Raw genomic sequence first — 26,202 nt, 5'->3', positions numbered from 1 at the left:
TAAGGAGGTCCATCATGCGCTTTTTGATTGATACGGCAAACGTCGGTGAAATTCGCGAGATTCACGAGTGGGGCGTTGTGGCGGGCGTCACGACCAACCCTTCTCTCGTAGCCAAGGAAGGCCGCGACTTTATCGAAACCTTAAAAGAGATTATCGACATCGTAGACGGCCCTATCAGTGCAGAGGTCATCAGCACTGATGCCAAAGGCATGATCGAGGAAGGCGAAAAGCTGGCTTCCTTGTCCAAAAACATCGTCGTCAAGGTTCCGATGACGGCGGAAGGTTTAAAAGCAGTCAAGTATTTCGCCAAGCGGAAGATTCGCACCAATGTGACTTTGGTCTTTTCCGCCAATCAGGCGCTTCTCGCGGCACGTGCAGGGGCGACCTATGTTTCTCCGTTCCTGGGACGTCTCGACGATATCGGTCATGACGGCATGCAGCTGATTGAAGATATTGCGGAAATTTTCTCTGTTCACGGTATCGAGACAGAAATTATCGCCGCATCTGTACGCCATCCGGTCCATGTGACGGAAGCCGCTCGTCGCGGAGCCCATTTTGCGACGATTCCGCACAAGGTATTCCAGCAGCTGATCTCGCATCCGTTGACTGACAGCGGTCTGGAGAAATTTTTGACTGATTGGGCAAAAATGCAAAAGTAAGTCCCAACTGCAGTTGTATTACGTATAAATACAAGAGCACCTTTTCCGTCGGGGAAGGTGCTCATTTCCCGATTAAGCCTGAGGAGAGCAAAACATGGAAAAGCTGATCATCAACGGGGGGACCCCGCTTCAGGGCTCGGTCACCATTAGCGGGGCCAAAAACAGTGCCGTTGCATTGGTTCCTGCAGCGCTGCTGGCAGACGGGCCGGTTGTGATTGAGAACTTGCCGCATATTCAGGATGTGGAAATCTATCACGAGCTTCTGCGCGAAATGGGAGCCGATGTGTTGTTCGAAGATGATTGGATGGAAGTGGACGGCCGTCCGATGAGATCCATGCTGATGCCCAACGGACGCGTGAAAAAATTGCGCGCTTCTTACTATTTATGGGGAGCGCTGCTGGCCAAATTCGGGGAAGCCCGCGTCGGATTGCCAGGAGGCTGTGATCTGGGGCCGCGTCCTGTCGACCTGCACATAAAAGGGTTTGAGGCACTCGGAGCCAAAGTGACCAACCAGAATGGGGTCATGACGATTCAGGCACCGAACGGCAGATTGAAGGGCGCCCGCATTTACCTCGACCTGGTCAGTGTGGGAGCGACGATCAACATCATGCTGGCCGCCTCCAAGGCTGAGGGCGTCACGATTATCGAGAATGCAGCCCGGGAGCCGGAGATCGTGGACGTGGCCACCTTGCTCAACAACATGGGAGCCAACATCAAGGGGGCCGGGACTGATATCATCCGGATTCGGGGTGTCGACCGACTTCGCGGCTGCCGGCATACGATCATCCCCGACAGGATAGAGGCGGGAACGTATATGATAGCGGCTGCAGCGACCAACGGCAGCGTCACGCTGGAAAATGTGATCCCGAAGCATATCGAGTCTGTCACAGCCAAACTGCGTGAAATCGGCGTGGAAGTGCTGGAAATGGACGATTGTATCCAGGTAAACGGCAACGGGCAATATCGCGCCATTGATGTAAAAACCAGTCCGTATCCCGGTTTTCCGACGGATTTGCAGCAGCCGATCACGACGCTGCTCACCCTGGCTTCGGGCTCCAGCATTGTGACCGACAATATCTACAGCGCCCGCTTCCGTCATGTAGACGAGCTGCGCCGCATGGGGGCCAACCTGAAGATAGAGGGCCGATCGGCGATTATCGAGGGAGGCAGTCAATTGAACGGCGCCAAGGTAGTTGCTTCTGATCTGCGGGCAGGAGCGGCTTTAGTCATCGCCGGTTTGGCGACGAAAGGCTCGACAGAAGTGGAAGGTTTGGAGCATATCGACCGCGGGTATGAGAATCTTGTCTGCAAGCTGCAAAGCCTGGGAGCCAATGTTCAACGAGTTGATTTGGGAAAAAAGGAACGTCAACAGCAGTAACTCACTGCCAGGAGAGGAGTCTTCCAGAATGGAACGTAGTTTAACGCTTGAACTGGTACGTGTTACGGAGGCGGCAGCGCTTGCCTCTGCGCGTTGGATGGGCCTCGGTAAAAAGGATGAGGCTGACGATGCGGCCACGACCGCGATGCGCAAAGAATTTGAAAATGTGCCGATGGACGGAACGGTAGTCATCGGAGAGGGCGAAATGGATGAAGCCCCGATGCTGTATATCGGTGAAAAGCTGGGCCAGGGAGTCGCTCCGGCAGTCGATGTAGCCGTTGACCCGCTGGAAGGCACCAATATCGTCGCCAAAGGAACGTGGGGCGCCATTTCGGTGATCGCCGTTGCAGATAAAGGAAACCTGCTTCACGCTCCTGACATGTACATGGAAAAAATCGCCGTTGGCCCGAAAGCGGTGGGCAAGGTGGATATTAACGCGCCGATCCGGGATAACCTGAAGGCGGTAGCCCAGGCGCAAGGCAAGGACATCAGCGACTTGGTTGCAATTGTGCTGGATCGCGATCGCCACCAGAAAATCATCCATGAAATTCGCGAAGCAGGTGCCCGCATCCGGCTGATTTCCGACGGAGACGTGGCCGCCGCGATCAATACGGCTTTTGAGGACACGGGCGTGGACATCCTGTTCGGGTCCGGAGGGGCTCCCGAGGGCGTTCTGGCTGCTGTCGCACTCAAGTGCATGGGCGGCGAAATCCAGGGCAAGCTGCTGCCGCAAAACGCAGAGGAAGTAGAACGCTGCAAGCGGATGGGATTGGCCAACCCTTATCAGGTGCTGCACATGGATGATCTGGTAAAGGGAGACGATGCCATCTTTGCTGCCACAGGCGTTACCGACGGTGAACTGCTGCAGGGGGTCAGGATCCAGGGGACTCGCGCTACGACTCATTCCGTCGTTATGCGGGCCAAGACAGGAACAATTCGTTTCATCGAAGGAACCCACCGCTTGGAACGCAAGCCTCGTCTGGTATTGTAATGCAGCAAATGGACGAAGATAGATGAAGAGTAAATAAAGAGTGGTGGAATTATGTTACTTTCAGAACTAGAAGAAAAGAAGCTGACCGATCTCTACAAGCTGGCCAAGGAATATCAAATCCCGTATTATTCCCAGCTGAAGAAAAAGGAATTGATTTTTGCCATCCTTCGGGCCAGAGCGGAAAGAGACGGTCTGATGTTTATGGAAGGGGTGCTGGAAATCCTGCCGGAAGGCTACGGATTCCTGCGCCCTATCAACTATCTCCCGAGCTCGGAGGACATTTACATCTCCCAATCGCAGATTCGCAGATTCGATCTGAGGATGGGCGATCTGGTATCTGGTAAGGTACGACCTCCCAAGGAAAATGAACGTTATTTCGGACTATTGCAAGTAGAGGCTGTAAACGGAGAGGACCCCGAATTGGCAGCCGAACGACTTCATTTCCCCGCCTTGACACCGTTATATCCTCAAAACAAACTCGTATTGGAAACGTCGCCGGAACGCGTTTCCGCCCGCCTGATGGATCTCATCGCCCCTGTTGGTCTCGGCCAGCGCGGTTTGATTGTAGCGCCCCCCAAGGCCGGCAAAACCATACTTCTCAAGGAAATCGCGAACAGCATCACTGCAAATCGTCCGGACATCCACCTGTTCGTTCTCTTGATCGATGAACGCCCGGAGGAAGTAACCGACATGCAGCGCTCTGTACAGGGAGAAGTAATCGCTTCCACCTTCGATGAAGTTCCCGAAAACCATATCAAGGTAGCGGAGCTCGTGCTGGAAAGAGCCAAGCGGCTTGTCGAGCACAAGAAAGACGTTGTGATCTTGCTCGATTCGATCACCCGTCTTGCGCGTGCCTACAATCTGGTCATTCCGCCAAGCGGACGCACGCTTTCGGGAGGGATTGATCCCGCAGCATTCCACCGTCCAAAGCGGTTTTTCGGCTCGGCCCGCAACATCGAGGAAGGCGGCAGCCTGACGATTTTGGCGACAGCGCTCGTGGAGACAGGCTCGCGCATGGACGATGTCATTTACGAAGAGTTCAAAGGAACCGGCAATATGGAGCTGCATCTGGACCGAAAGCTGTCCGAACGCCGCATTTTCCCGGCGATCGATATTCGCCGTTCCGGTACGCGGCGCGAGGAGCTGCTGCTGTCCAAGGAAGAATTGGAAAAGCTGTGGGCGATTCGCAAGAGCATGAACGAGACATCGGAATATGTAGAGTCTTTCCTGAAGAAGCTGGCAGACTCCAAAACAAACGAAGAGTTTTTGCAAAGCATCGAAACGAAACAGACGCGTGGCAAGCAAAACACAGTGACGGCGGGTTCCTAAACTCGCCGTCATTTTTTGTTCGGACGAGACATACCATATAAAAGATGGCCTGTGGAGGTCGGAGGTAAAATCTGCCAGAAATATGGACGTGAGGAGGAATGTCAATGGATTTCGAGCAGATGCCAGCCGGGTGGGGGAGTCGGGACGAAGTAAAGCAAGCAGTAGTCGAACAGGTCCTGTTTCAAGCATTTAACCCTTATGATTCCCTGAACAAACCGACTTCTACGAACAGGAATGAAGTGATGACTTACACTGTCAAATACGGGGACACGATGTCAGAAATAGCGGAACGCTACGGGTTGACGCTCAAACAGCTGTTGGAGCTAAACAGGATGGTCAAGCCGAATCTGATGGGGATTGGGATGAAGCTGATGTTAAATGAAGACGAGATTCCCCATTCCGTCAGGAAAGGGGAGACATTGGACAGCATTGCCAAACGCTACAGTGTGAGCAAGCAAATGCTGCAGGAGCGAAATCCGCTGCTCCGGTTGATGGCGGACAACCTCTACATAGGTCAAACCATTTATGTTCCGATCTCTGACAAGAATTCGCTGACTGCCAAAGAGTGGAAGCGCAAGCGCAATGCCGTTACGACTGCCAGCCGCCTGGGGAACCGGTCGCAGGCCATGGATTGGCCGGTAAAGGATGCGACTGTAACAAGCGGTTTCGGTACGCGCTGGGGAAGGATGCACAAAGGATTGGACATGTGGAACGAGAGTGAAGGCCAGACGCCGATCTATGCGGCAAAAGAAGGAATCGTGGTCGAGGCGGGGGGAAATCGGGGCGGCTACGGCTTCATCGTCATTCTGGATCACGGAGAAGGCTTGCAGACTTACTACGCCCACATGCGCAAAATCATTGTGCAGCCAGGACAGCGCGTTGAGCGGGGAGAAATGCTCGGGTACATGGGGCGGACGGGAGATTCGACGGGCTACCACCTCCATTTTGAGGTCAGGGAGGATGACGTCCCCATGAATCCGCTTCGATACCTCAGCAGGTAACCGTTCACATTTACATTGTCTGAGCGTTGCGTTACAATGGGCTGAGCGAAAAAAGCGAGGCGATTGTACCATGTTTTTAGTGTACGCAGATGAAAAAGGCAATGTATTCGACCACCCGGAGATGTTCGCGGTGGCGCGCAATGGAGATATATTGACGGAAGTGTTGGAAGAGGAATTGATCCCGCTTCCGGAGGGGGCTACGCTCGTCAGCCTGCCTGATACCGTTCCGGTCGGGATGGACCCGGACACAGGCGAGATGGTGAAGCTCGACGGCTACACGGCGGTAGGAGCCCTGATCCCTCAAGGCTATACACGGCTGCTGCTGCCCGGATACGTGAAGACTGACAAAACGAGCAAGTTTCCGCTGTTTGGCTACACGGCTGTAGTATGGAAAGACGATCGTTTCTGGGTAGCCGGCCGTCAGAGCGATGATCCGCACCAGTGGAATCCGCTGCATTTTCCGATGGACGAGCTCCGTCAGCGCGTGGAAAAGACGCTGGAGATGTTTCCGCACAACCGGATTCTCCACCACCTGTCGCATTGTGCGCTGGAATACGAATGCCTGACAGCCTCCAACAACTTCTTTCACCGTTGGGAAGGCAGTCTGCCGGTCTCGTATACGTGCAATGCCGGCTGCTACGGCTGTATCTCCGAGCAGCCCGAGGACAGCGGATTTCCGTCGCCGCAGACACGGATGAACTTCAAGCCGACAGAGGACGAGCTGGTCGAGGTGATGCTGCACCATTTGCAGACGCCGGAGAGCATCATCAGCTTTGGACAGGGCTGCGAAGGCGAGCCTTCCACGATGGCTTCCATCATCGTTCCGGCGATGCACCGGGTGCGGGAGAAAACGGACATGGGCTTCATCAACATCAACACCAATGCGGGCTTGACCGATCATATCAAGGGGATTGTCGACGCCGGGCTGGACCTGATGCGTGTGAGCATCATCAGCGCGATTGACGAGCATTACAACGCGTATTACCGTCCGCGCAACTACACGCTGGAAAATGTAGCCCGTTCTGCGGAGTACGCTTCTTCAAAAGGAGTGTATACGTCCATCAATTACCTTTGCTTTCCCGGCGTATTCGACCGCGAAGAAGAAATGGAAGCGATGATCGAGTTTATTCGCCGGACAGGCATCAAGCTGATCCAGCTTCGCAACCTGAACATCGACCCCGAGAGCTATCTGGAGATGATCCCGCCTGCCAAGGGCGAAGTGTTCGGGATGAAACAAGCGATCGAGATTTATCAAGAGGAATTGCCGGATGTCGTCATCGGATCGTTTACGCATGTTCCGCCGGAAGATTTGCAGAAGCGGAAAAGACTGGGTTGGAAGTAATTCCAGTTGCTTTTCGATGCTGGCCATGCTACTATTTTCTATGTGTATTTTCTATATAACTCTGTTTCGGCAAACGATCCAGGGCGGAAAAGAGGTGTATGTGAGATGAAACAAGGCATTCATCCTAACTACAATGTAGTGAAAGTAACATGTGCATGCGGCAACGAATTCGAATCCGGTTCCGTGAAGCAAGCGCTGCGCGTGGAGATCTGCTCCAACTGCCACCCGTTCTTCACCGGCAAACAAAAATTCGTCGATGCTGGCGGCCGTGTGGACCGTTTCAAACGCAAATACAATCTTTCCTAATCGGAGATTGGAGCGACCAGGTAGAGCAATCTGCCTGGTTTTGTTTTTTCATTCCGATGATCAAAAATTTTTTCCCGTTTGGCGGAATGTCCCCGTACAATAGAAGCGGAAATGTTTAACGAATAGCAGAGGGAGACAGAAGACGTGGCGCAACTATATTTTCGTTATGGAGCGATGAATGCATCCAAATCGATCCAATTATTGACCGTTGCACATAATTACGAGCAGTCCGGGAAAAAAGTGCTCGTGTTTACGCCCGCCATCGACGACCGCTACGGCGTGGGAAAGGTCGCTTCCCGTGTCGGCATTAGCCGTGAAGCGATTTCGATTGGAGACCACACCGACATTTACGCGGTTGTGGCTGGCGAAGAACTCCATCCCGACTGTGTTCTGGTCGATGAAGGGCAGTTTTTGCACGCGGCGCATGTTCAACAGCTGGTGAAAATCGTGGATGAGCTGGATATCCCGGTAATCGTGTATGGCTTATTGAAGAATTTTAAAAACGAACTATTCCCGGGCAGCGCCGAATTATTGAGCGAAGCGGACAAGATCGAGGAAATTAAAACGGTCTGTGTCTACTGCAATAAAAAAGCGACGCACATCCTGAAATACAAAAACGGCAAACCGGTTTACACCGGGGAGACGATCGAGATCGGCGGAAACGAGACCTACAGCAGCGTCTGCCGCCGTCATTACTACCACCCGCCGAAGGAATAGACAGGCGCGATGCCGCTTCCTGTTGTCTGTGCATGGAGAGTCAATCTGCTGCGCACACTATGACAAACAGGAGGTGGCTTTTTTATGCGACGCCTGCCCTATGGAAAAAGCGCGGCAGCCGCATTGGGAGCTGCGGCTTTGTTGCTCGCTCTGGCGACGGGCTGCGGCCGGACGATGCCGCAAGAAAGCAGCTATGGGACCAATAGTTACGACCCGCAACAGCACGCGACGATCAAACGCGACCGAAGCGGAGATATCATTGACAGAGGGGCTCCGCCGATCGAGGACCGCGATCCCCTGATGGGACGCAACCAAAACCCCAATCTGATTGTCGGCCACCCGAATGTTCGCAATACACAAGTTGATATGGACAACATGGAGGCGATGGCCAGATCGGTATCCGGCGTTGAGGATGCCAGAATTACCCTTGTTGGCGGGAATGCCTATGTGACACTGGATTTGGTTCCGAATGTGACCGCCAACCAGGCGCGAACGATCGAACAAGAAGTGATTGCGGCCTTGCGGCAGAAAGTACCCCGTTACGATTTCCATGTCACTTCAAATGACGGGTATCACCGATAATCGTCTGACGGCTCGGCCTTGTCCGGGCTGTTTTTTCATGAGCAGGAAAAACGCCGCCAGTTCACGTGCCGCTTTGACTTTTTCGGGGTTTCCCCCTATAATTATTCTGTTCCTTTCTATTTTTTTACCGACTGGACTCGCTTCCTGCGTTGGGACTTGCGACACAATGACGGGATGCCACTTCATATGATTTTATTGATTCCTTAACTTTTTTGTAATGGGGTGAATGACAGTGTTCGAGCGCTTGTCTGCGGTTGAAGAGCGTTATGAAGAAGTAACCAATCTACTATGCGACCCCGATGTCATCAGTGACACCAAACGGCTGCGGGAACTGTCCAAGGAACAGTCTTCACTGGAGGAGACTGTGGCTGTTTATCGTGAATACAAATCGGTAGTGACTCAGTATGAGGACGCGAAGGCTATGCAGGAAGAAAAGCTGGATGACGAGATGCGCGAGATGGTGAAAATGGAAATCGCGGAACTCGCCAAACGCAAGGAACAGCTGGAACAGCGGCTGAAAATCCTGTTGCTGCCAAAAGATCCGAATGACGACAAAAACGTCATTATGGAGATTCGCGGAGCGGCCGGCGGCGACGAAGCGGCGCTGTTCGCATCTGATCTGTTCCGCATGTACACACGTTATGCGGAGCGTCACGGTTTCAAGGTGGAAGTTCTGGAAGCCAACGCGACTGACATCGGCGGCTACAAGGAAATCGTCTTTTCCGTCAGCGGCCGTGGGGCCTACAGCAAGCTGAAATTTGAAAGCGGCGCACATCGCGTGCAGCGTATTCCGGCAACCGAGTCTGGCGGACGGATTCATACGTCTACGTCCACAGTGCTGGTTCTGCCGGAAGCGGAAGACGTCGAAGTGGAAATCAACGAAAAGGATATCCGCATCGATACTTTCTGTTCCAGCGGCGCGGGCGGACAGAGCGTCAATACGACCAAGTCTGCTGTTCGTGTTACACATATCCCGACAGGCATCGTGGTGTCCTGTCAGGACGAAAAATCGCAGCATTCCAACAAGGATAAAGCTTTGCGCGTGCTGCGGGCCCGCCTGTACGACTACCATATGCAGCAGCAGATGGCGGAGCAGGATGCCACACGCAAAAGCCTTGTGGGAACAGGTGACCGGAGCGAGCGGATTCGCACCTACAACTTTCCGCAAAGCCGCGTGACCGATCACCGTATCGGCCTGACCCTGCATCGTCTGGAGGCGATCCTGGAAGGCGAGATCGACGAAGTGATCGAAAACCTGATGCTGCACGAACAGACGGAGCAGTTGAAAAGCCATGCACACACAGCTTGATTGGTCTAATGTTGTGACGATACGAGAAGCCCTTTCGCGGGCTTCTTCCTTTTTGCGCGAGCAGGGCGTGGCTGATCCGGCGTTTGAGGCGGAACTGTTGGTGCGGCACTGCCTTGGATGGGACCGGACGAGATTTTTGATTTCCATGGGAGAGCCGATTCCCGCAAAAGTGCGCGAGCGGCTTGCTGCCCTTTGCCAGCGGCGGAGTCGCCGCGAGCCGCTTCAATACATGTTTGGGACGCAGGAATTTTACGGCCGCCCCTTTCATGTACGGCCTGGTGTGTTGATCCCGCGTCCGGAGACGGAGATACTCGTGGAGCAGCTGCTGCAACGGGCGGATCAGGCGTGGCCGGCAAATCAGTCGCTGCACGTAGCCGATATCGGTACGGGCAGCGGCGCGATCTGTATCACCATTGCTTGCGAACGCCCGCATTGGCAGGTAAGCACGGTGGATCTTTCCCCCGATGCCACGGCTATCGCCCGCGAAAATGCGGAACAGCTTGGCGCCAAGGTTCGCTTTTTGCAAGGGGATTTGGTAGAGCCTCTTCTGGAAGCCCGCGAGCAGGTAGACATTCTCGTGTCCAACCCGCCTTATATCCCCAGCCGCGACGTAGATGAGCTTGACGATGAAGTGAAGGCGTATGAGCCGCGTCTTGCGCTTGATGGAGGAGATGACGGTCTGGACTGCTACCGCCGCCTTTGCGCTGCCCTGCCAAGCCTCCTGAAGCAGAAGGCTTTGGTCGGGTTTGAAGTGGGGATACACCAGGCCCATGATATCGCAGCGCTGATGAAGGGTTCAGGGGGCATTGATCAGGTAGAGATCGTCGCTGATTTGGCTGGAATCGACCGCGTCGTCATCGGGATGAGAACGGGGCAAAAGTAAAAGGGACGATGAACAAGGAACGGTGAACAAGGGACGATATAGGAGAAAAATCGGGAAAGCGGCTCTTGCGGCTGCTTTTTTTATGGAAAAAGAGCTTGATGGCCGCTCCGCCAATAATGCCCCTACGCTATCCCCGGCGCAAGATGAGGGGGGGCTTCGGCCGGAAGCAACGATCGGTTGCCTTGCGTCTGAATCTTTCAAATCGATACGTATATTCTCCATCTTCCCTGTCCATACTGATTTCTAAAGAGAGACGCAGAGATGTCAGTTAAAAATGAGAGGGAGAAGGGGAAAAAGATGAAACGGTTCTTTTTCGTAGCGTGTAGTTTTGTGACATTGATGATGAGCTGGGAGGGACAGCTTACATCCGCCAATGTGCTGGACAATGGACCGATCCCTCAGGAGTCTATCCGACTGCGTATTATCGCCAACAGCGATTCCATACAAGACCAATGGCTAAAGCGGGAAGTGCGCGATGCCGTCGTTGAGCAAATGAATGTATGGGTGAAAGACATTCGCTCGTACGATGAGGCCAAAGTGGCTGTCGCAAGCAAATTGCCGCAGCTTCAGGCGCTGGTGGACAACACCATCCGTGAACGAGGATTTTCGTATCAAGCGGAAGTCGACTTTGGACAAGTTCCGTTTCCTACCAAGCTGTACGGAACGTACGTGTACCCCGCTGGCGACTACGAAACGCTGCGCGTCCGCATCGGAGACGCACAGGGACAAAATTGGTGGTGTGTGCTGTTTCCGCCGCTCTGCTTTATCGACATGTCCAACGGCGATGCCGTCGCCTCCGCTCAAGTCGAAACAGCAAGCGATTCCGTCCAAATAAAAGCGGCTGCCGAAGTCGAAGATCGTCAGGATGACGACAACACATCTGTTCAAGCTTTTTCAGGAAGTGTCTCTTTACAGGAGCGGTCTCGGGAAGACGCTGGGCAAAGCGTGGAGACTGGGCCTGAACAGCCCAAAGTGGAAGTCCGTTTTTACCTCTGGGACAAGCTGGCTTCCCTCTTTTAACCATGCCCCTCTCCTGCCTGTTCCTTTTGGAGCAGGCTTTTTTAATAGGAAGCCTAGTTCCTTCCTCATGCAATACCTATCCGGCTTTGCGCGAGGACAAGTACTTATTTCAACAATTCGGCAATCTCCGGTTTGTACAAGTGAAAGACATTGCCGGTAGGAATGGTGAAAGCGGGCATCCCTATGGCATAGGGTCCAATTTCGTATTGGCCGAAATGAATGACGAGCTTGCCATTTTCAAAGGAAAACGACTGGTTCTCGGAAATGCCGGGAAATTGGTCCGCGATCCCGTTTACATCCGGGTCTGCCTTGATTTGTTGGGCAATCAGGTGGTTCAGGACATAGCGATAGTCATATCCAGCGTGGAACAGATCGGATAGCTGAAGGTCGTTTGTCTTTTCTACATTGGCGATGTTGTAGTAGGCAACGTCCGTCATGCCGTGAGCGCCTCCTGTGTAGCGGTAAGTTTGTACGGCGAACGATACGAGCTTGCCGTTCGTGTGCACTTTGTAAGTAATGTCCAGAGCATGTGGCCGCAGCTCGTATCCGTATTTTTTGGCGCTTGCGGCGTCTTCCTTGGACATGTCTTGCGTTTCTTTGAGAGAGTTCCGGGCAAGTTGTTGCAGCTCTGCATTGAGCTTCGCCTCGTACGCCTTGTCTTTCAGTCCGCTGATGACAGGAATGGAGATGTTGGCTTCGTATTCGGCCGTTTTGGCTTGAATCGTTTTCGAGGTGAAAACGACTCCTTGTGCCTGAGCTTTCTGCACAGGCGCGGCCGTTGGGGTGGCTTTGGCAGGCGCTGTTGCCGGAGCGGCGGCAGCCGATGCGGGGACGGAAGCGGCGCCAAACAGTAACGCTGCGCCAACAAGGCTGGTGACGATGGACTTGGACGGGGTCTTCATGCTCTCACAATCCTTTCGCTGAAAAACAATTGAGGTTGTTTGCTAAATTAATACTACTACAACGAAACAAGGGCAAGGTTAAAAAAAGTAACAGGATTGTTTTCCGCTGGTTTCCACAAGTTATTCACAAGTTATTCACAGGCTGTTGAAAACTTTTCTTTGCAACACTATACTTAAGGCACAAATCCTATAAGAAGATGCGTAGTGGAAAGGAATTTGCACAGATGGTTCTGGATGGGAAAACAAAGGTTTGGATTGTGGATAAAAATGTGGAAAATCTCCAGGCTTGTACACAGATTGTGGATGCGGCTCAGTTTTTACGGGATGGGGAAACCGTGGCTTTTCCTACGGAAACCGTATATGGGTTGGGTGCCGATGCATTGTCTGACAAGGCTGTGGAAAAAATATTCATGGCAAAAGGGAGACCGAGCGACAATCCACTGATTGTTCACATTGCAGATAAAGAGCAGCTGAATGACATTGCCTCGTTCATCCCGGAGAAAGGAGCTGCCCTGATCGAGGCGTTCTGGCCGGGACCACTCACGCTGATCTTGCCCAAAACGGAGAAAGTGGCTTCGCTGGTAACAGCAGGTCTGGACACGGTAGGCGTCCGTATGCCGGATCATCCTGTCGCGCTGGCGCTGATCAAACAGGCTGGCGTCCCCGTGGCTGCTCCGAGTGCCAATCGCTCAGGGCGCCCCAGCCCCACGACGGCGGAGCATGTTCTGGCCGACCTGAAAGACAGGATCGTCGGGGTGGTCGATGGCGGAGCGACTGGCGTGGGTGTAGAATCGACGGTTCTGGATGTAACGGTAGAGCCGCCGCTCATCTGCAGACCGGGCGGAATTACGCGCGAGCAGCTGGAGGATGTCATCGGAGAGGTGGCGATCGATCCTTCATTTCTGCCGGATTCGGCGGAAGCTCCGCGCTCGCCGGGGATGAAGTATACGCATTACGCTCCGGAAGGGGAGATGTGGCTCGTCGACGGGGAAAAGTCCCGGGTACGCGACCGGATGCGTGCCATGCTCGACGAGGCGAAACGGCACGGGCGCAAAACTGGCGTTATGGCAACGGAAGAGTCGCTCCCCTACTGGCAGCGGCAGCAGGTGGCGGATGTCGTCATTTCCGTCGGTTCCCGTGCAGAACTCGGCAGGGTAGCTCAACAATTGTACGGCGTCCTTCGGCGATTTGACGACGAACAGGTGCAATTTATCGTCGGCGAGACCTTTCCCCGCGCAGGTATCGGCATGGCTGTCATGAACAGGCTGGAAAAAGCCGCAGGAGGACGCATGCTGCGGGTGTAAAGGAAGCAGCAGGCTCTCATAAGCATGTCTAAACTCCCTCTTGTCCGCATATAAAGTGAAGACAGGAGGGGAGCGACGTGGACCTTGCCTTATTTCACTGGGGTCAATTCCTGACTCTGCTCATGATTGCTCTTGCTTTGAGTATGGATGCCTTTTCACTCGGCGTAGGAGTAGGCATGATCGGCATTCGGCTGAGAGAAGTTCTGAAAGTGAGCGTTACGATCGGCTTGTTCCACATCGCTATGCCTTTGGTCGGGATCGCGGTGGGAGGGTACTTGTCCGATATGATCGGGGATATAGCGATTTTCGTCGGAGGAACTATCCTGATGGGCATCGGCGTACATATGATCTGGAACGGATTTGCCAATGGCGATGAAAAAAGCATGCTGCGAACAAAAGGCTTCGGATTGCTGCTGTTTGCCTTCAGCGTCAGTCTGGACGCGTTGACGGTGGGGTTTTCGTTTGGACTGATGGAGATCAACCGGGTTCTGGCGGTCACGCTGTTTGGCGTAATGGGAGGGACAATGTCTTACTGCGGATTGCTGATCGGGCGTTCCATGGGAGGATGGCTGGGGGAATACAGCGAAGTATTAGGAGGACTTATCCTTCTTGGTTTTGGGCTGAAGTTTATTCTGTGAAGCGACAATTGCCCGTCAGTTTCTCCCCGAGCAGGCAGCCTGGAACGGCTTTGCCGCTTTGTCCGTTGCGGAGGCGGGGGCAGCGCGAGGAAGGAGTTGAAAGTATGAAACGGATTTTGTTTGTATGCACGGGAAACACATGCCGCAGTCCGATGGCGGAAGCGCTGTTCCGGACGCTTGTGAACGGAAGCGATTGGGAAGTAAGGTCTGCAGGTGTGGCCGCTTACGAGGGGCAGCCAGCCTCCCAGCAAGCTGTACAGGCATTGGCCGAGTGCGGAATCGATCACAATCATCGGGCTACGCGGATAAACGGGGATTTGATTCTGTGGGCTGACCTGATTCTGACAATGGCCCACAGTCACAAGTCGCTGATCGCGAGCTACTTCCCCGAAGCGCAGCAAAAGGTATTTACCCTGAAAGAATACGTAGGAGCGGATGACATGGGCGATATTGCCGATCCGTTCGGTGGAACGGTCGAAGAATACCGCAAATGCGCCCGGGAAATTCAGGCGCTGCTGGACAAGCTCTGGGCCCGGCTGTCTTAAGGATAAGAAGTCGCAGAGAGGGAAAACGTTTGCTATGCTTAGGACGAACATTATATTGTTTTTTAGTAAAAATGTTCACTTTTTACGCAGCCGTATCTGAGTTATAATAGGAGCAGAAAACCACAAGCGAGGGATAACTGATGAAAGTGGCAATTGGTGCCGATCACGGTGGATATAAATTAAAAGAGGAAATCAAACAGCTGCTGGCGGCGATGGACGTGGAAGTGGTCGACGTCGGCTGTACTTGCGAAGACTCGGTCGACTACCCGGATTACGCCCTTCCCGTTGCCGAAATGGTAGCCGCAGGAGAATGCGACCGAGGCATTTTGGTGTGCGGGACGGGGATCGGCATGTCGATCGCGGCAAACAAGGTTCCCGGCATCCGCTGCGCGCTTGTCCATGACACGTTTTCAGCGAGAGCGACCCGGGAGCACAACAACACAAACGTGCTGGCAATGGGCGAGCGCGTTATCGGTCCCGGCCTTGCTTTGGACATCGTGAAAATCTGGCTGGAGACCGAGTTCCAGGGTGGCCGCCACGAGCACCGCGTGTTGAAGATTACCGAGATCGAAGCCAAGCATACGGGAGTGAAGTAAGGTGGACCTGCTTCGCATTGAACAGCAAGCCAGAGAGGTCGTTTCCGAGGTGGCCGGATTGGCCGAGTTTCGTCCGGGCATGGTGCTTGTTATCGGCTGCAGCACCAGCGAGGTGGCTGGCAAGCACATTGGCAAAGCGGGCAGCCGAGAAATAGCCGAAGCCCTGTTCCGCGGCGTCTCGGCGGTGGCGCATGAACGGGGGTTTTCCCTGGCTTTTCAATGTTGCGAACATTTGAACAGAGCGCTCGTGGTCGAGCGGGAGACGATGGAGAGATTCGGGCTTGAGGAAGTTTCCGTCGTCCCTGTCCCAAGCGCCGGCGGCTCGATGGCGGCTTGCGCCTTTGAGCGGATGGCAGCCCCCGTTGTTGTCGAGCACATCAAAGCCCATGCCGGAGTCGATATCGGGGATACCCTGATCGGGATGCATCTGAGACATGTGGCTGTCCCCGTTCGGCCAACCATCCGCAAAATCGGAGAAGCTCATGTCACGGCAGCGCGCACCCGTCCGAAGCTGATCGGAGGCTCCCGCGCCGCGTACGAACGCACCGAGTCCAGCCAAAGCTGTACCTGACAAGAAGCAATATCGCCAGTTATGGCAGTTCCCCACCCACGGGAACCCCTTTTCATAACTAATACAAAGATCCAGGAGGAGAAAAAACCATGCTAGAGTTTTTGCGCAAACAGGACCCGCAAGTAGCGGAAGCGGTCGAGCTGGAACTGGGCCGACAGCGTGACAAAATCGAATTGATCGCATCCGAAAACTTTGTCAGCCGTGCCGTCATGGAAGCGATGGGAACGGTATTGACCAACAAGTACGCCGAAGGCTATCCGGGCCGTCGTTATTACGGTGGCTGCGAATATGTGGACATCGTGGAAAACATCGCGCGCGACCGCATCAAGGAACTGTTTGGTGCCGAACACGCCAATGTACAGCCCCACTCCGGCGCTCAAGCCAACATGGCCGTTTACTTCACTATTTTGCAGCCGGGCGATACGGTACTGGGGATGAACCTGTCCCACGGCGGGCACTTGACGCATGGCAGCCCGGTCAACTTCTCCGGGTCTCTGTACAACTTCGTCGAATACGGAGTGGACGAGCAATCCCACCTCATCAATTACGAAGACGTACGCGCCAAAGCGCTGGAGCACAAGCCGAAGCTGATCGTGGCAGGAGCCAGTGCGTATCCGCGCACGATCGACTTTGCCAAGTTCCGTGAAATTGCCGACGAGGTCGGCGCGTACTTCATGGTGGATATGGCCCATATCGCCGGACTGGTGGCGGCTGGCCTCCATCCAAATCCGGTGCCGCATGCCCACTTCGTTACCTCTACGACGCACAAAACGCTGCGCGGTCCTCGCGGCGGCCTGATCCTTTGCAAAGAAGAGTTTGCCAAGGCAATCGACAAGTCCGTATTCCCGGGTGTGCAAGGCGGTCCGCTGATGCACGTCATCGCGGCCAAAGCCGTGTCGTTCGGCGAAGCCATGCAGCCTGCTTTTAAAACGTACGCCCAGCAAATCGTAAACAACGCCCGCGCCTTTGCCGAGGCCCTGCAAGCGGAGGGACTCACGCTCGTCTCCGGCGGAACGGACAACCACCTCGTCCTCGTGGATGTGCGCAACCTCGGTCTGACCGGAAAAGTGGCCGAGCACCTGCTGGACGAAGTCAATATCACGACCAACAAAAATACAATCCCGTACGATCCGGAAAGCCCGTTTGTCACCAGCGGTGTCCGCATGGGTACCCCGGCAGTGACCAGCCGAGGCTTTGACGAGGAAGCGATGAAGGAAGTGGCAGCGATCATCGCGCTCACCCTGAAAAACCCGGAGGATGCGGCCAAGCACGAAGAAGCAAGACAACGCGTCTCCGCCCTCTGTCAGCGCTTCCCGATGTACGAAGGCCTGACTGTGTAAGCGGCAAGGCTGGAAAGATCAGCAACCCTGAAAGGCAGAATTGGCAATATCAATAGCAAAATACAAAATAGCAAAGCAGGCCCCGCGAGCATAAGCGGGGTCTATTTTTGTACATGGAAACAATCAATCATTTCAAAGCTGCGGTGACCTGCGAGAGCATCGACCAAGGCACATCAGCTCGTGCTAATCCGATCTTTCGCTTCTTCGACTAAGCAATCTCCACACCGATCAACCCCAACGGCTGTAGAGATGAAAGCGGAGAAAAAAGCGACGGGTCTTTGGGACACCTCCCAGGCCCTGCACCAAAAGCGGAACACGCTTTTAGCGGCCAACCTCTGAAATACCCCCAGAATCAACGACTTTTGGCCGCGTTCCGCTTTTGAAGCAGGGCCGGACAGTGCAGGCTTCCAAGCAGTGTCCCACCGAACCCTGAGCGTTTTCTCCGCTTTCATCTCCTCCACCAAAGCCACGAACAAAGGTCTTTTCTTTTTAAATCCTTTAAGAAAAAGAAAGAGTCAAAGCACTGTTGCCAGTACCTAAAGACAAAAGATTACGCAAATTGACGTCCGCCCCTCCCTCCGCTATTATGGAAAGGATATATTGACAAGTGGAAACGGAGGAACATACATGAGCCGCGTATACGTGTTAGATCATCCGCTGATCCAGCATAAGGTAACATTCATCCGCGACAAAAACACGGGAACCAAAGAGTTCCGCGAGCTGGTGGACGAGGTGGCCACGCTGATGGCTTACGAGATCACCCGATATATGCCTCTGGCGGAGACAACCATCGAAACGCCGGTGGCAACCTGTCAGGCGCGTGTCATTGCCGGCAAAAAAGTGGGACTCATCCCGATTCTTCGCGCAGGCCTGGGAATGGTGGACGGGATTTTGCAGCTGATCCCGGCAGCGAAGGTAGGCCACGTGGGCCTTTATCGCGATCCGGAAACACTGCAGCCCGTAGAGTACTACGTAAAACTGCCGACCGATATCGCGGAGCGTGAACTGATCGTCATCGACCCGATGCTGGCGACCGGCGGGTCTGCTGTTGCAGCCATTGATGCCCTGAAAAAGCGCGGAGCGAAAAGCATGAAGCTGATGTGCCTCATTGCGGCTCCGGAAGGCATCAAGCTGGTTCAGGACGAGCATCCTGACGTCGATATCTACGTAGCGGCGATTGACGAATATCTGAACGATCACGGATACATCATCCCGGGTCTTGGAGACGCCGGCGACCGACTGTTTGGGACAAAGTAGGAGAGGGAATCCGATGAAGAAGCTAAAAGTGATGACTGTCTTCGGGACGCGACCGGAAGCGATCAAAATGGCCCCGCTCGTTCATGAACTGAGCAAGCATGAAGAGCACATCGAACCGATTGTTTGCGTGACGGCGCAGCACCGCCAAATGCTGGATCAGGTGCTGGAGATCTTCCATATCCAGCCTGACATTGACCTGAACATTATGAAGGACCGGCAGACGCTTGTTGAGATCACGACCCGGGCCCTCGAGGCGCTCGACCAGGCGATCAAGGAAACAAAACCTGACATCGTCCTGGTTCACGGCGATACGACCACGACCTTTGTAGCCAGCCTGGCTGCCTTTTACAATCAGGTGGCGATCGGACATGTGGAGGCGGGGCTTCGCACGTGGGACAAGTATTCCCCGTTCCCGGAGGAGATGAACCGCCAACTGACCGGCGTCATGGCAGATCTTCATTTTTCGCCTACGGAAGGCGCTGCGGACAACCTGCGCCGGGAAAACAAGCCGGAGGAGTCCATCTATATTACGGGAAACACGGCGATTGACGCACTGAAAACGACAGTCCGGGGCGATTACACCCATCCGGTACTGGAACGGGTACAGGGGAAAAAGCTGGTGCTGATGACTGCACACCGCCGGGAGAATCTGGGCGAGCCAATGCGGCGCATTTTCCGTGCGGTCCGGCGCTTGGTTGACGAGCACGAGGATATCGCTGTGGTCTATCCGGTCCACTTGAATCCCGTCGTGCAGGATATCGCCCAGGAGATACTGGGAAGGCATACGCGCATCCACCTGTTGGGGCCGTTTGACGCCCTTGATTTCCACAACTTTGCGCGCCGCTCCTATCTGATTTTAACGGACTCCGGGGGAGTCCAGGAAGAGGCGCCGTCCCTCGGCGTTCCGGTGCTGGTGCTGCGCGACACGACGGAGCGGCCGGAGGGGATCGCTGCAGGAACGCTGAAGCTGGCGGGAACGGACGAAGATCAGGTGTACCGGATAGCAGATCACCTGCTGCGCGATGAGGCCGCCTACCGTGAAATGGCGCAGGCAGTCAACCCGTACGGAGATGGAGAGGCATCACGCCGCATTGTCGAGGCGATTCTTCACCACTTTGGCAAGAGACAGGAGCGTCCCGAGCCGTTTACACCCGGACGCTAACGTAATTCCATACCCCAACGAGAACGGACAGCAAAGAGGCGCGTGGTTTGAGCGCCTCTTTTTTCGATGCCAATGTAAAAAGTTTACACTGGTCTGTTTTTCCAATGAAGAATCTGCAAAGAAGACCGAAACTATCACACCGGTTACAGCGTCTATTATTTAGATGCATACATAAGTAGCACGTACAGAGAAGGAAATCGGAGAGGAGTTATCAACATGAGAGCGCGGAAGGTTTTGTCGCTGCTTACGGCCGCAGCTGTGGCCTGGGGAGCCTTTGTTCCGTTTGCGCCTCTGGCAAGCAATGTGGCCCAGGCGCGGGCGGAAACGAGCATGCTGCAATTGATGTGGCAAACGACCATTGGGGAAGGTGCGACCTTACATAAATACACGAAAACCTTTGATGATAAACAAATCAATGTCATGGTGACCAAGGTTGATTTGAACAACCCGTATGTGGAGGTAAAGCCGATTTACGGCACGAAAGGCAAGCTGACGGATCGGCAGACTGTCACGCAAATGGCGCGGGAGACGGGGGCAGTCTCGGCGATCAATGCGGACTTTTTCAACATGAAAAAGCGTGGCGCACCATTCGGAATCGTCATGAAAGACAAAGAACTGGTATCGTCGATGGGGCTGGTCTCTTATTGGTACAGCCTCGGGATCACCAGCGACAAGACGGCGCTGATCGAAAAGTTCGGGTTTACCGGCAAAGTAACGGCCCCGACTGGCAATGCATTCCCGCTGCAAGGGATAAACAAGGAAGAGTACAACCCCAGTGATAACCGCCAAAGCCATATGAACCAATTGAACATGTATACACCCTCGTTCAGCCAGACAAGTCTGGGCGCGATTTCCGGCTACAAGGATGTCGTCGAGGTCTTGTTCGTGGACAATGTGGCGAAAGAAATCCGGGTCAATCAACCGGGCTTCTACATTCCTTACAACGGCTATGTCCTCTGGGGACATGGCACGGCAGCCAACTTTCTGAAACAAAACTTCCCGGTCGGATCGACGGCTCAGGTCGAGTATCAGACTACTCCGAACAGTCAGGATTGGGCGCAGGCGGTTGGCGGGAACGTCCTGCTGGTCGACCAGGGCAGAGCGTTGACGTCGATTCAGGCAGACAAATCGATTCTGCCCCTGAACGCCCGTACGGCTGTCGGCGTTACACAGGACGGAAAAACGCTGCTGATGGTGACAATCGACGGCACCAATGGCGTCTATTTGGACGAGCTGGCGAGAATCATGGCCGAGCTTGGGGCATACCGAGCCGTCAACTTCGACGGCGGAGGCTCCACCACCATGTCCGTTCGGATGCTCGGTGACACGCAGGCCAACCTGGCGATCAAGACGACAGGCGGCTCCGAACGACGAGTGCCTACAGGACTGGCGGTCTACAATACAGCTCCTCCGGGAGAATTAAAGGGCTTTGTCATCAATGGCCCCACCGAGATGCTGATTGGCCAAACGGCGGAGTTTACGACCAAAGCGTACGATACTCACTATCAGCCATATGCCATTGATCCGTCGGCGATCTCCTGGCAGGCAACCCAACCGGATGCCGGTTCGTTTAATGGAAACAAGTTCACGCCGATGAAATCGGGGCAGATTGCCTTTACGGCGAGTTCGGGCAGCGTCGACCAGCAAAAAGAGGTGCACGTGATCTCGGGAAGCGAAGTACAGCAGATCGTCGTGTCGCCAAATCCGATTTCCATCGCACCGGGACAATCGCTCACACTCGATGTGAAGATCAAGACGAAAAAAGGACAATTGGTGCAAGCGACGCCGCTCAGCGTCCAGACCAGCGTAGATTCCCAGGTAGCAGCAGTAAACGATCAGCTGCAGCTGGTCGCAGGCGATGAGACAGGCAACGGCACGTTGACGGTCGTGTACGACGGCGCAGCGACAAACGTTCCGTTTACCGTAGGTCAGTTAGAACAACCGTGGATCACCTTTGACAATCAGGTCGGCATGCACCATGCAGCCATTCCTGAGTCGCTGAATGCGAGCGGTTCGTTTACGGCAGTGTCCGATCCTGTGTTCCGCACGCACAAGTCAGCCAAGCTGGTGTACAACTTCACCGGAGCTCCGCAAGGCCAGATGCGATTCGCCTATGGCCGCATCGCTGCCCAGCCGCAGCAAATCCCGGGCAAGCCGATCGGTCTGGGCCTGTGGGTAAACGGAGACAACAGCAAGCACTGGCTGCGCGCCGAAGTGATCGACGCCAACGGCAAGACTGTGTACGTCGATCTCGCGCAAGAAATTGACTGGACCGGCTGGAAGCAGGTAAAAGGCTACTTCCCGGCAAACGCGGCTTATCCGCTCCAGTTGAAGAGCATCTACATCGTGGACCGTCCGGAAGACGGCCATCAGCAAGACAAAGGAACGCTGTATTTTGACGAAATCTCGCTCATCATGCCGAACTCCGCAGGTACAGCGCCGAAGGGGACCAGCGTCGTGCCGGAGGTGCCGGGCACGCTGTCGCTGGGAGCAGAGCTCGACCTGGGCTACTCGTTTGAGCGTACAGCACCGTTCCTGGCCGCGGCTTCGATCAAGGTAAACTCGATCGTGCCGCAGTCGCTCCCGGGCTACGTACCGACTGATTACTCCTTTACAATCAAGCCGGAGGCGTACAAAGACGGTCAGGAAGATCAAATCACCATATCGCCGATGACCCTGACGCTGACGCCGAAAAACTGGATCGCAGGCAAAGGGGTAGGTCTCCTGTACGTAAACGAGATCAACAAGACGCTCGATCCGCTGCTTGGTACAAGAAATGCGCAAGGACAGTGGGTATACGAGGTCAATGATTACGGAACCTATATTCCGTACTATGTGGATGGAGCGGGCGGCAGCGCAGGCTTTGCGGACATCGCCAAACACGCCGCCAAGAAGGAAATCACCTGGATGGCCGAGAAGGGGTATGTAAAGGGGCTGACGGAAACGACGTTTGGCCCCGAGGCCTCCCTCACCAGGGCGCAGTATGTCACGCTTCTGGCCCGCACCTTTAACTGGGAGCTGCCAGCATCGCCCAAGCTGAAGTTCAAGGACAAAGTCCCGGCCTATGCGCAGGGAGCAGTCCAGGTGGCCATCGCCAAAGGCCTGGTAAAAGGCTATCCGGACAACACATTCCGTCCGGACCAGCCTGTGACCCGGGCGGAAGCTGCCGTGATCCTGGACCGTGTACTGAAGAAAAAAGCGACTCCGGCCAAAGCGATGTCGGACAAAAAGTCGTGGCCATCCTGGGCGACCCAGTCGATCAACAACACGGTAGGTTTGGGGCTGGTGGACCCGATCGGCGGCAAGTTTGAACCGAATAAACCGACGACCCGGGCAGTGACTGTCGTCGCGCTGTATCGGATTTTGAACAAATCGTAGTACTTGCAAAACCGGCTTCTCCTCAAGCGAGGAGGCCGGTTTTTTTGTATTCCGCTGCTGTTTTCTCCGTACACGATTCCGTATCCGTACCCGTATCGCCACGAAGGGGAAGAATCGGCAACAGACGCGACGATAGCCTGTCTTGAACAGCTTCTGGAACAAAAGGCGGACGAAACCGCGGCACTCATCGTCGAACCGGTCGTCCAGGGAGTGAGCGGAGTGATATTGATGCCGGATGGCTGTCTCAAAAAAATGGCGGAATTGGCGAAACAGTACGATGTGCTGCTTATCGCGGACAAGGTGGCGACTCATACCGCCGCTGGTCAGCCACAGAGGATGACCTGGCTGTCCGGGACAAACAAACGAAGAAAGGCTACCACTGGGATGAGCGAATCGGCGTTCGGGTCACCATCCTTTAGTCTTTAGTCGTTTTCATGCTGATTGAACGTGGTGTTTTAAGAGGATACTACCGACAGGCAAAGTAAAACCCGTCCTGAAACCGATGTATCAGGACGGGGCGTTTGATTGAATAAAGAATGAATCTTTCCGAGAGTCGCTATTTTATCTGATGTCAAAGTATAACGTGTATGGATCTTCAGGGGTAAATCCGGAGTCGGATTTGACAAGAATAAAGTACTGCTTCCCTTCCTCCGCATCAAAGCGAATCACTTCGTCCGCATTTCCGGCCCTTGTCGATGATTTGATTTCCTCCAGCTGTTTACCCACCAGCTCATATAAATACAAATCATAATCATAGTCACCGTATGGAACGAGTAGAGCCAATCTTTCTCTATTATCTATAGGAGCGACAAAAGAGAACCAATCTTCATCTGTGGCCGAACTAATGGTGCCTTGTATGCCATCCTCGAGTATCGGATTTGCCGAGCGTCTTGAATTATTGGGTTCCACTTCGAAAGGATATGTTGCCGCAGGAGCTGCCGAAAGTTTTTGTACTTGAGGGGATTGCTTTTTCTCCGCTGCGGAAACGGAACTGGAAAATGTAAATATGAGAGCGAGGCCAAGGACGAGGTTCAAGCATTTTTTCATAACAGGCTACCTCCACAGATTGGTATTTTTAACCATGGATAAAATGTACAATATTTGAATTTATTTGTAAACTCTCAGTGTGGAAAAATTTTGAATGTCACCTTGGCTATCGACTTGTTCTTTGATATAAAATTTCATTGGTAAATTGTTGGAATGTTTCTGTCAACAGACAGTCGGCCTCAGAGAACATTGGCACTCTATGAATTCACTAAATCAAATCAAGGGTGAAGCGGTCGTTTCATGCGGATTGTTCGAAAATGCAGGAATATTTCGATTAAAAATGGAATGGTATGGAGAGGCTTTCATCCAGTTTTGCGAGGAGTGATTTTTCGTGAGTCAAAGAGAAATCGTAATTGCAAGCGCCGTTCGGACGGCCATTGGAAATTTTCAGGGAGCGCTGGCGGGGGTAAGCGCCACGCAGTTGGGAGCGATCGTGCTGGAAGCGGCGCTCGAACGGGCAGGTGTCGCCAAAGAAGCCGTTGATGAGGTGATACTGGGCAACGTCCTCCAGGCCGGCCTCGGACAAAACCCGGCCCGTCAGGCGGCGATCCGGGCAGGGCTGCCTCAGCAGGTGCCCTCCATGACGATCAACAAGGTGTGCGGCTCCGGACTGAAAGCAGTCCATCTGGCGGTGCAGTCGATCCTCTCCGGCGATGCCGAGGTTGTGCTTGCCGGGGGCATGGAGAATATGAGCCAGGCGCCGTATTTGTTGGAAGGGGCGCGGAACGGCTACCGCATGGGCGATCAAAAAGTGGTCGACAGCATGATTCGCGACGGTCTCTGGTGTGCGTTCAATGACTATCACATGGGAATAACAGCGGAAAACCTGTGCACGCAGTATGCGCTGACGAGAGAGGAACAGGACGAATTCGCCTCCTGGAGCCAGGAAAAAGCGCAGCGCGCGCTCAGCGAAGGACGCTTCCGGGATGAGATTGTACCGGTGCCGATTCCGCAGAAGAAAGGCGATCCGATCATGTTCAGCGTCGACGAGTTCCCGCGGGCCGGCGTAACGGCGGAAGCGCTCGGAAAGCTCCGCCCCGCGTTTAAAAAGGACGGGACGGTTACAGCCGGGAATGCGTCCGGCATCAACGACGGAGCGGCTGCGCTCTTGATCATGACGGGGGAGAAGGCGCGCGAGCTCGGCGTAAAACCGCTGGCCAGGATCATTGCCAATGCCAGTGCCGGCGTGGACCCGAGCATCATGGGGATCGGGCCGGTGCCGGCGACGCGGCGCGTGCTGGAAAAAGCGGGCCTGACGCTTGCGCAAATGGATTTGATCGAAGCCAATGAGGCGTTTGCCGTACAGTCGCTGGCAGTCGGAAAAGAACTCGGGATCCCTCGAGAGAAGCTGAATGTGAACGGCGGGGCGATCGCTCTCGGCCATCCGATCGGAGCGAGCGGAGCAAGGATTCTGGTGACGCTTGTCCATGAATTGAACAAGCGTTCAGGGGTAAACTATGGGTTAGCGACTCTTTGCATTGGCGGGGGTCAAGGGGTAGCCACGGTTGTTGAAAAAATCAATCAGTAGAAGAGATAGTTTTTCCAGTTTTTTTGGCCGTGCAAAATAGGCTGTTTTTGCAAAAAACCGGGCAATTTTCAAATGTGAACGCTTTGTGTACAGAACCTGTGGCACGTTGACAAATGGAATAAATCTTCGTTAATATGAATGAGGGCATAGGGGCACTTGACAACCTGCCCTCTCCTTGTATATGAAAGGGGACGGTTATGTGCCGAAAATCGATAATCCGTGGCGAGCCGTCACGCTAGTCAGCCTGATAGGGGCGGACATGGCCGTCTGTGTCATTGGCGGCGTCTATCTGGGCAGATACGTTGACAGTCTTCTGTCTACCAAACCGTGGTTCTTGATGGCTGGGCTCCTTCTCGGATTGGGAATTGGCGTGTATAGCGTCTACCGCATAGTTCGCGGGTATTTGTAGGGAGATAG

The 26,202-nt window shown here is 54.2% G+C and carries 25 protein-coding genes and 1 pseudogene; 24 read left to right on the top strand and 2 right to left on the bottom strand.

Annotated elements, in window-relative coordinates; translation table 11 throughout:
- The first annotated feature begins 14 nt into the window (after positions 1-14).
- From fsa to spoIIR, 12 genes are all read left to right on the top strand, one after another.
- Complete coding sequence (fsa, locus tag Q3F21_RS02740; RefSeq protein ID WP_340249911.1) at positions 15-659, top strand: fructose-6-phosphate aldolase; 645 nt, start codon at positions 15-17, stop codon at positions 657-659.
- A 94-nt stretch (positions 660-753) separates the two neighbouring features.
- Entirely contained in the window at positions 754-2,037 is a 1,284-nt protein-coding gene (locus tag Q3F21_RS02735) for a UDP-N-acetylglucosamine 1-carboxyvinyltransferase (RefSeq protein WP_340249910.1), read from the top strand.
- 28 nt (positions 2,038-2,065) lie between these two features.
- Positions 2,066-3,028 (top strand): class II fructose-bisphosphatase, encoded by a 963-nt coding sequence (gene glpX, locus Q3F21_RS02730; protein WP_340249909.1) that lies wholly within the window; start codon positions 2,066-2,068, stop codon positions 3,026-3,028.
- A gap of 51 nt (positions 3,029-3,079) precedes the next feature.
- A complete protein-coding gene (gene rho / locus Q3F21_RS02725) occupies positions 3,080-4,357 on the top strand; it encodes a transcription termination factor Rho (protein WP_340249907.1) in 1,278 nt (425 codons plus the stop codon).
- 104 nt (positions 4,358-4,461) lie between these two features.
- On the top strand, positions 4,462-5,358 hold the full coding sequence (locus Q3F21_RS02720; RefSeq protein ID WP_340249906.1) for a peptidoglycan DD-metalloendopeptidase family protein: 897 nt from the start codon (positions 4,462-4,464) through the stop codon (positions 5,356-5,358).
- Between the two features lie 70 nt (positions 5,359-5,428).
- Entirely contained in the window at positions 5,429-6,700 is a 1,272-nt protein-coding gene (locus Q3F21_RS02715; RefSeq protein WP_340249905.1) for a radical SAM protein, read from the top strand.
- Between the two features lie 105 nt (positions 6,701-6,805).
- Positions 6,806-7,006: a 50S ribosomal protein L31 gene (rpmE, locus tag Q3F21_RS02710; protein WP_204517947.1), complete on the top strand. Its 201-nt coding sequence runs from the start codon at positions 6,806-6,808 to the stop codon at positions 7,004-7,006.
- 144 nt (positions 7,007-7,150) lie between these two features.
- On the top strand, positions 7,151-7,723 hold the full coding sequence (locus Q3F21_RS02705; protein ID WP_340249899.1) for a thymidine kinase: 573 nt from the start codon (positions 7,151-7,153) through the stop codon (positions 7,721-7,723).
- Between the two features lie 84 nt (positions 7,724-7,807).
- Complete coding sequence (locus Q3F21_RS02700; RefSeq protein ID WP_340249897.1) at positions 7,808-8,305, top strand: sporulation protein; 498 nt, start codon at positions 7,808-7,810, stop codon at positions 8,303-8,305.
- Positions 8,306-8,537: 232 nt separating this feature from the next.
- Positions 8,538-9,614, top strand: coding sequence for a peptide chain release factor 1 (gene prfA, locus Q3F21_RS02695; RefSeq protein WP_340249895.1), 1,077 nt, complete (start codon positions 8,538-8,540; stop codon positions 9,612-9,614).
- Complete coding sequence (prmC, locus tag Q3F21_RS02690) at positions 9,598-10,497, top strand: peptide chain release factor N(5)-glutamine methyltransferase (protein ID WP_340249892.1); 900 nt, start codon at positions 9,598-9,600, stop codon at positions 10,495-10,497. The genes prfA and prmC overlap by 17 nt, the downstream gene beginning before the upstream one ends.
- Positions 10,498-10,794: 297 nt before the next feature.
- Positions 10,795-11,517 (top strand): stage II sporulation protein R, encoded by a 723-nt coding sequence (gene spoIIR / locus Q3F21_RS02685; protein WP_340249890.1) that lies wholly within the window; start codon positions 10,795-10,797, stop codon positions 11,515-11,517.
- A 104-nt stretch (positions 11,518-11,621) separates the two neighbouring features.
- Here spoIIR and Q3F21_RS02680 read toward each other — a convergent pair whose 3' ends face one another.
- Entirely contained in the window at positions 11,622-12,419 is a 798-nt protein-coding gene (locus tag Q3F21_RS02680) for a DUF3298 and DUF4163 domain-containing protein (RefSeq protein WP_340249888.1), read from the bottom strand.
- 224 nt (positions 12,420-12,643) lie between these two features.
- Between Q3F21_RS02680 and Q3F21_RS02675 the strand changes: the two genes are divergently transcribed.
- The 10 genes and pseudogenes from Q3F21_RS02675 to Q3F21_RS02630 form a co-directional block, all read left to right on the top strand.
- The gene (locus Q3F21_RS02675; RefSeq protein WP_340249886.1) at positions 12,644-13,723 is read left to right on the top strand and encodes an L-threonylcarbamoyladenylate synthase; all 1,080 of its coding nucleotides are present in this window, start codon (positions 12,644-12,646) and stop codon (positions 13,721-13,723) included.
- Positions 13,724-13,800: 77 nt separating this feature from the next.
- Positions 13,801-14,361, top strand: a complete 561-nt coding sequence (locus tag Q3F21_RS02670; RefSeq protein WP_340249884.1) for a manganese efflux pump MntP family protein — start codon at positions 13,801-13,803, stop codon at positions 14,359-14,361.
- 104 nt (positions 14,362-14,465) lie between these two features.
- Positions 14,466-14,906 carry a low molecular weight protein arginine phosphatase gene (locus Q3F21_RS02665; protein ID WP_340249882.1) on the top strand — a complete coding sequence of 147 codons (441 nt, stop codon included), beginning with the start codon at positions 14,466-14,468 and terminating at the stop codon, positions 14,904-14,906.
- 140 nt (positions 14,907-15,046) lie between these two features.
- Positions 15,047-15,502: a ribose 5-phosphate isomerase B gene (gene rpiB / locus Q3F21_RS02660; protein WP_340249880.1), complete on the top strand. Its 456-nt coding sequence runs from the start codon at positions 15,047-15,049 to the stop codon at positions 15,500-15,502.
- A gap of 1 nt (position 15,503) precedes the next feature.
- Complete coding sequence (locus Q3F21_RS02655) at positions 15,504-16,073, top strand: TIGR01440 family protein (protein WP_340249878.1); 570 nt, start codon at positions 15,504-15,506, stop codon at positions 16,071-16,073.
- 89 nt (positions 16,074-16,162) lie between these two features.
- Positions 16,163-17,413 (top strand): serine hydroxymethyltransferase, encoded by a 1,251-nt coding sequence (glyA, locus tag Q3F21_RS02650; RefSeq protein ID WP_340249876.1) that lies wholly within the window; start codon positions 16,163-16,165, stop codon positions 17,411-17,413.
- A 627-nt stretch (positions 17,414-18,040) separates the two neighbouring features.
- Positions 18,041-18,670, top strand: a complete 630-nt coding sequence (gene upp, locus Q3F21_RS02645) for a uracil phosphoribosyltransferase (protein ID WP_340249874.1) — start codon at positions 18,041-18,043, stop codon at positions 18,668-18,670.
- A 13-nt stretch (positions 18,671-18,683) separates the two neighbouring features.
- Positions 18,684-19,832 (top strand): non-hydrolyzing UDP-N-acetylglucosamine 2-epimerase, encoded by a 1,149-nt coding sequence (gene wecB / locus Q3F21_RS02640; protein ID WP_340249872.1) that lies wholly within the window; start codon positions 18,684-18,686, stop codon positions 19,830-19,832.
- 216 nt (positions 19,833-20,048) lie between these two features.
- Positions 20,049-23,210 (top strand): phosphodiester glycosidase family protein, encoded by a 3,162-nt coding sequence (locus Q3F21_RS02635; RefSeq protein WP_340249870.1) that lies wholly within the window; start codon positions 20,049-20,051, stop codon positions 23,208-23,210.
- A gap of 51 nt (positions 23,211-23,261) precedes the next feature.
- Positions 23,262-23,519, top strand: a pseudogene (locus Q3F21_RS02630) (aminotransferase class III-fold pyridoxal phosphate-dependent enzyme); the annotation flags it as partial.
- Positions 23,520-23,771: 252 nt separating this feature from the next.
- On the opposite strand, the gene Q3F21_RS02625 reads toward Q3F21_RS02630, so the two are convergent.
- On the bottom strand, positions 23,772-24,257 hold the full coding sequence (locus tag Q3F21_RS02625) for a PPC domain-containing protein (protein ID WP_340249868.1): 486 nt from the start codon (positions 24,255-24,257) through the stop codon (positions 23,772-23,774).
- 331 nt (positions 24,258-24,588) lie between these two features.
- Here Q3F21_RS02625 and Q3F21_RS02620 point away from each other — a divergent pair, with 331 nt between their 5' ends.
- Entirely contained in the window at positions 24,589-25,785 is a 1,197-nt protein-coding gene (locus Q3F21_RS02620) for an acetyl-CoA C-acyltransferase (protein WP_340249866.1), read from the top strand.
- A gap of 199 nt (positions 25,786-25,984) precedes the next feature.
- Positions 25,985-26,194, top strand: a complete 210-nt coding sequence (locus Q3F21_RS02615) for an AtpZ/AtpI family protein (RefSeq protein WP_340249864.1) — start codon at positions 25,985-25,987, stop codon at positions 26,192-26,194.
- Positions 26,195-26,202: the final 8 nt, after the last annotated feature.

Source organism: Brevibacillus borstelensis (genome assembly GCF_037834415.1).
Classification (GTDB): domain Bacteria; phylum Bacillota; class Bacilli; order Brevibacillales; family Brevibacillaceae; genus Brevibacillus; species Brevibacillus borstelensis_A.
This window is presented reverse-complemented; position numbering and strand designations above follow the sequence as displayed.

Excerpts from the sequence above, each read along its gene's own strand:
- Q3F21_RS02700 (WP_340249897.1), top strand. The coding sequence starts at position 7,808 with ATGCGACGCCTGCCCTATGGAAAAAGCGCGGCAGCCGCATTGGGAGCT.
- Q3F21_RS02715 (WP_340249905.1), top strand. The coding sequence starts at position 5,429 with ATGTTTTTAGTGTACGCAGATGAAAAAGGCAATGTATTCGACCACCCG.
- spoIIR (WP_340249890.1), top strand. The coding sequence starts at position 10,795 with ATGAAACGGTTCTTTTTCGTAGCGTGTAGTTTTGTGACATTGATGATG.
- Q3F21_RS02635 (WP_340249870.1), top strand. The coding sequence starts at position 20,049 with ATGAGAGCGCGGAAGGTTTTGTCGCTGCTTACGGCCGCAGCTGTGGCC.
- Q3F21_RS02625 (WP_340249868.1), bottom strand. The coding sequence starts at position 24,257 with ATGAAAAAATGCTTGAACCTCGTCCTTGGCCTCGCTCTCATATTTACA.
- upp (WP_340249874.1), top strand. The coding sequence starts at position 18,041 with ATGAGCCGCGTATACGTGTTAGATCATCCGCTGATCCAGCATAAGGTA.
- Q3F21_RS02675 (WP_340249886.1), top strand. The coding sequence starts at position 12,644 with ATGGTTCTGGATGGGAAAACAAAGGTTTGGATTGTGGATAAAAATGTG.
- Q3F21_RS02720 (WP_340249906.1), top strand. The coding sequence starts at position 4,462 with ATGGATTTCGAGCAGATGCCAGCCGGGTGGGGGAGTCGGGACGAAGTA.
- wecB (WP_340249872.1), top strand. The coding sequence starts at position 18,684 with ATGAAGAAGCTAAAAGTGATGACTGTCTTCGGGACGCGACCGGAAGCG.
- prmC (WP_340249892.1), top strand. The coding sequence starts at position 9,598 with ATGCACACACAGCTTGATTGGTCTAATGTTGTGACGATACGAGAAGCC.
- glyA (WP_340249876.1), top strand. The coding sequence starts at position 16,163 with ATGCTAGAGTTTTTGCGCAAACAGGACCCGCAAGTAGCGGAAGCGGTC.
- rpiB (WP_340249880.1), top strand. The coding sequence starts at position 15,047 with ATGAAAGTGGCAATTGGTGCCGATCACGGTGGATATAAATTAAAAGAG.
- Q3F21_RS02680 (WP_340249888.1), bottom strand. The coding sequence starts at position 12,419 with ATGAAGACCCCGTCCAAGTCCATCGTCACCAGCCTTGTTGGCGCAGCG.
- Q3F21_RS02665 (WP_340249882.1), top strand. The coding sequence starts at position 14,466 with ATGAAACGGATTTTGTTTGTATGCACGGGAAACACATGCCGCAGTCCG.
- fsa (WP_340249911.1), top strand. The coding sequence starts at position 15 with ATGCGCTTTTTGATTGATACGGCAAACGTCGGTGAAATTCGCGAGATT.
- glpX (WP_340249909.1), top strand. The coding sequence starts at position 2,066 with ATGGAACGTAGTTTAACGCTTGAACTGGTACGTGTTACGGAGGCGGCA.
- rho (WP_340249907.1), top strand. The coding sequence starts at position 3,080 with ATGTTACTTTCAGAACTAGAAGAAAAGAAGCTGACCGATCTCTACAAG.
- Q3F21_RS02735 (WP_340249910.1), top strand. The coding sequence starts at position 754 with ATGGAAAAGCTGATCATCAACGGGGGGACCCCGCTTCAGGGCTCGGTC.
- rpmE (WP_204517947.1), top strand. The coding sequence starts at position 6,806 with ATGAAACAAGGCATTCATCCTAACTACAATGTAGTGAAAGTAACATGT.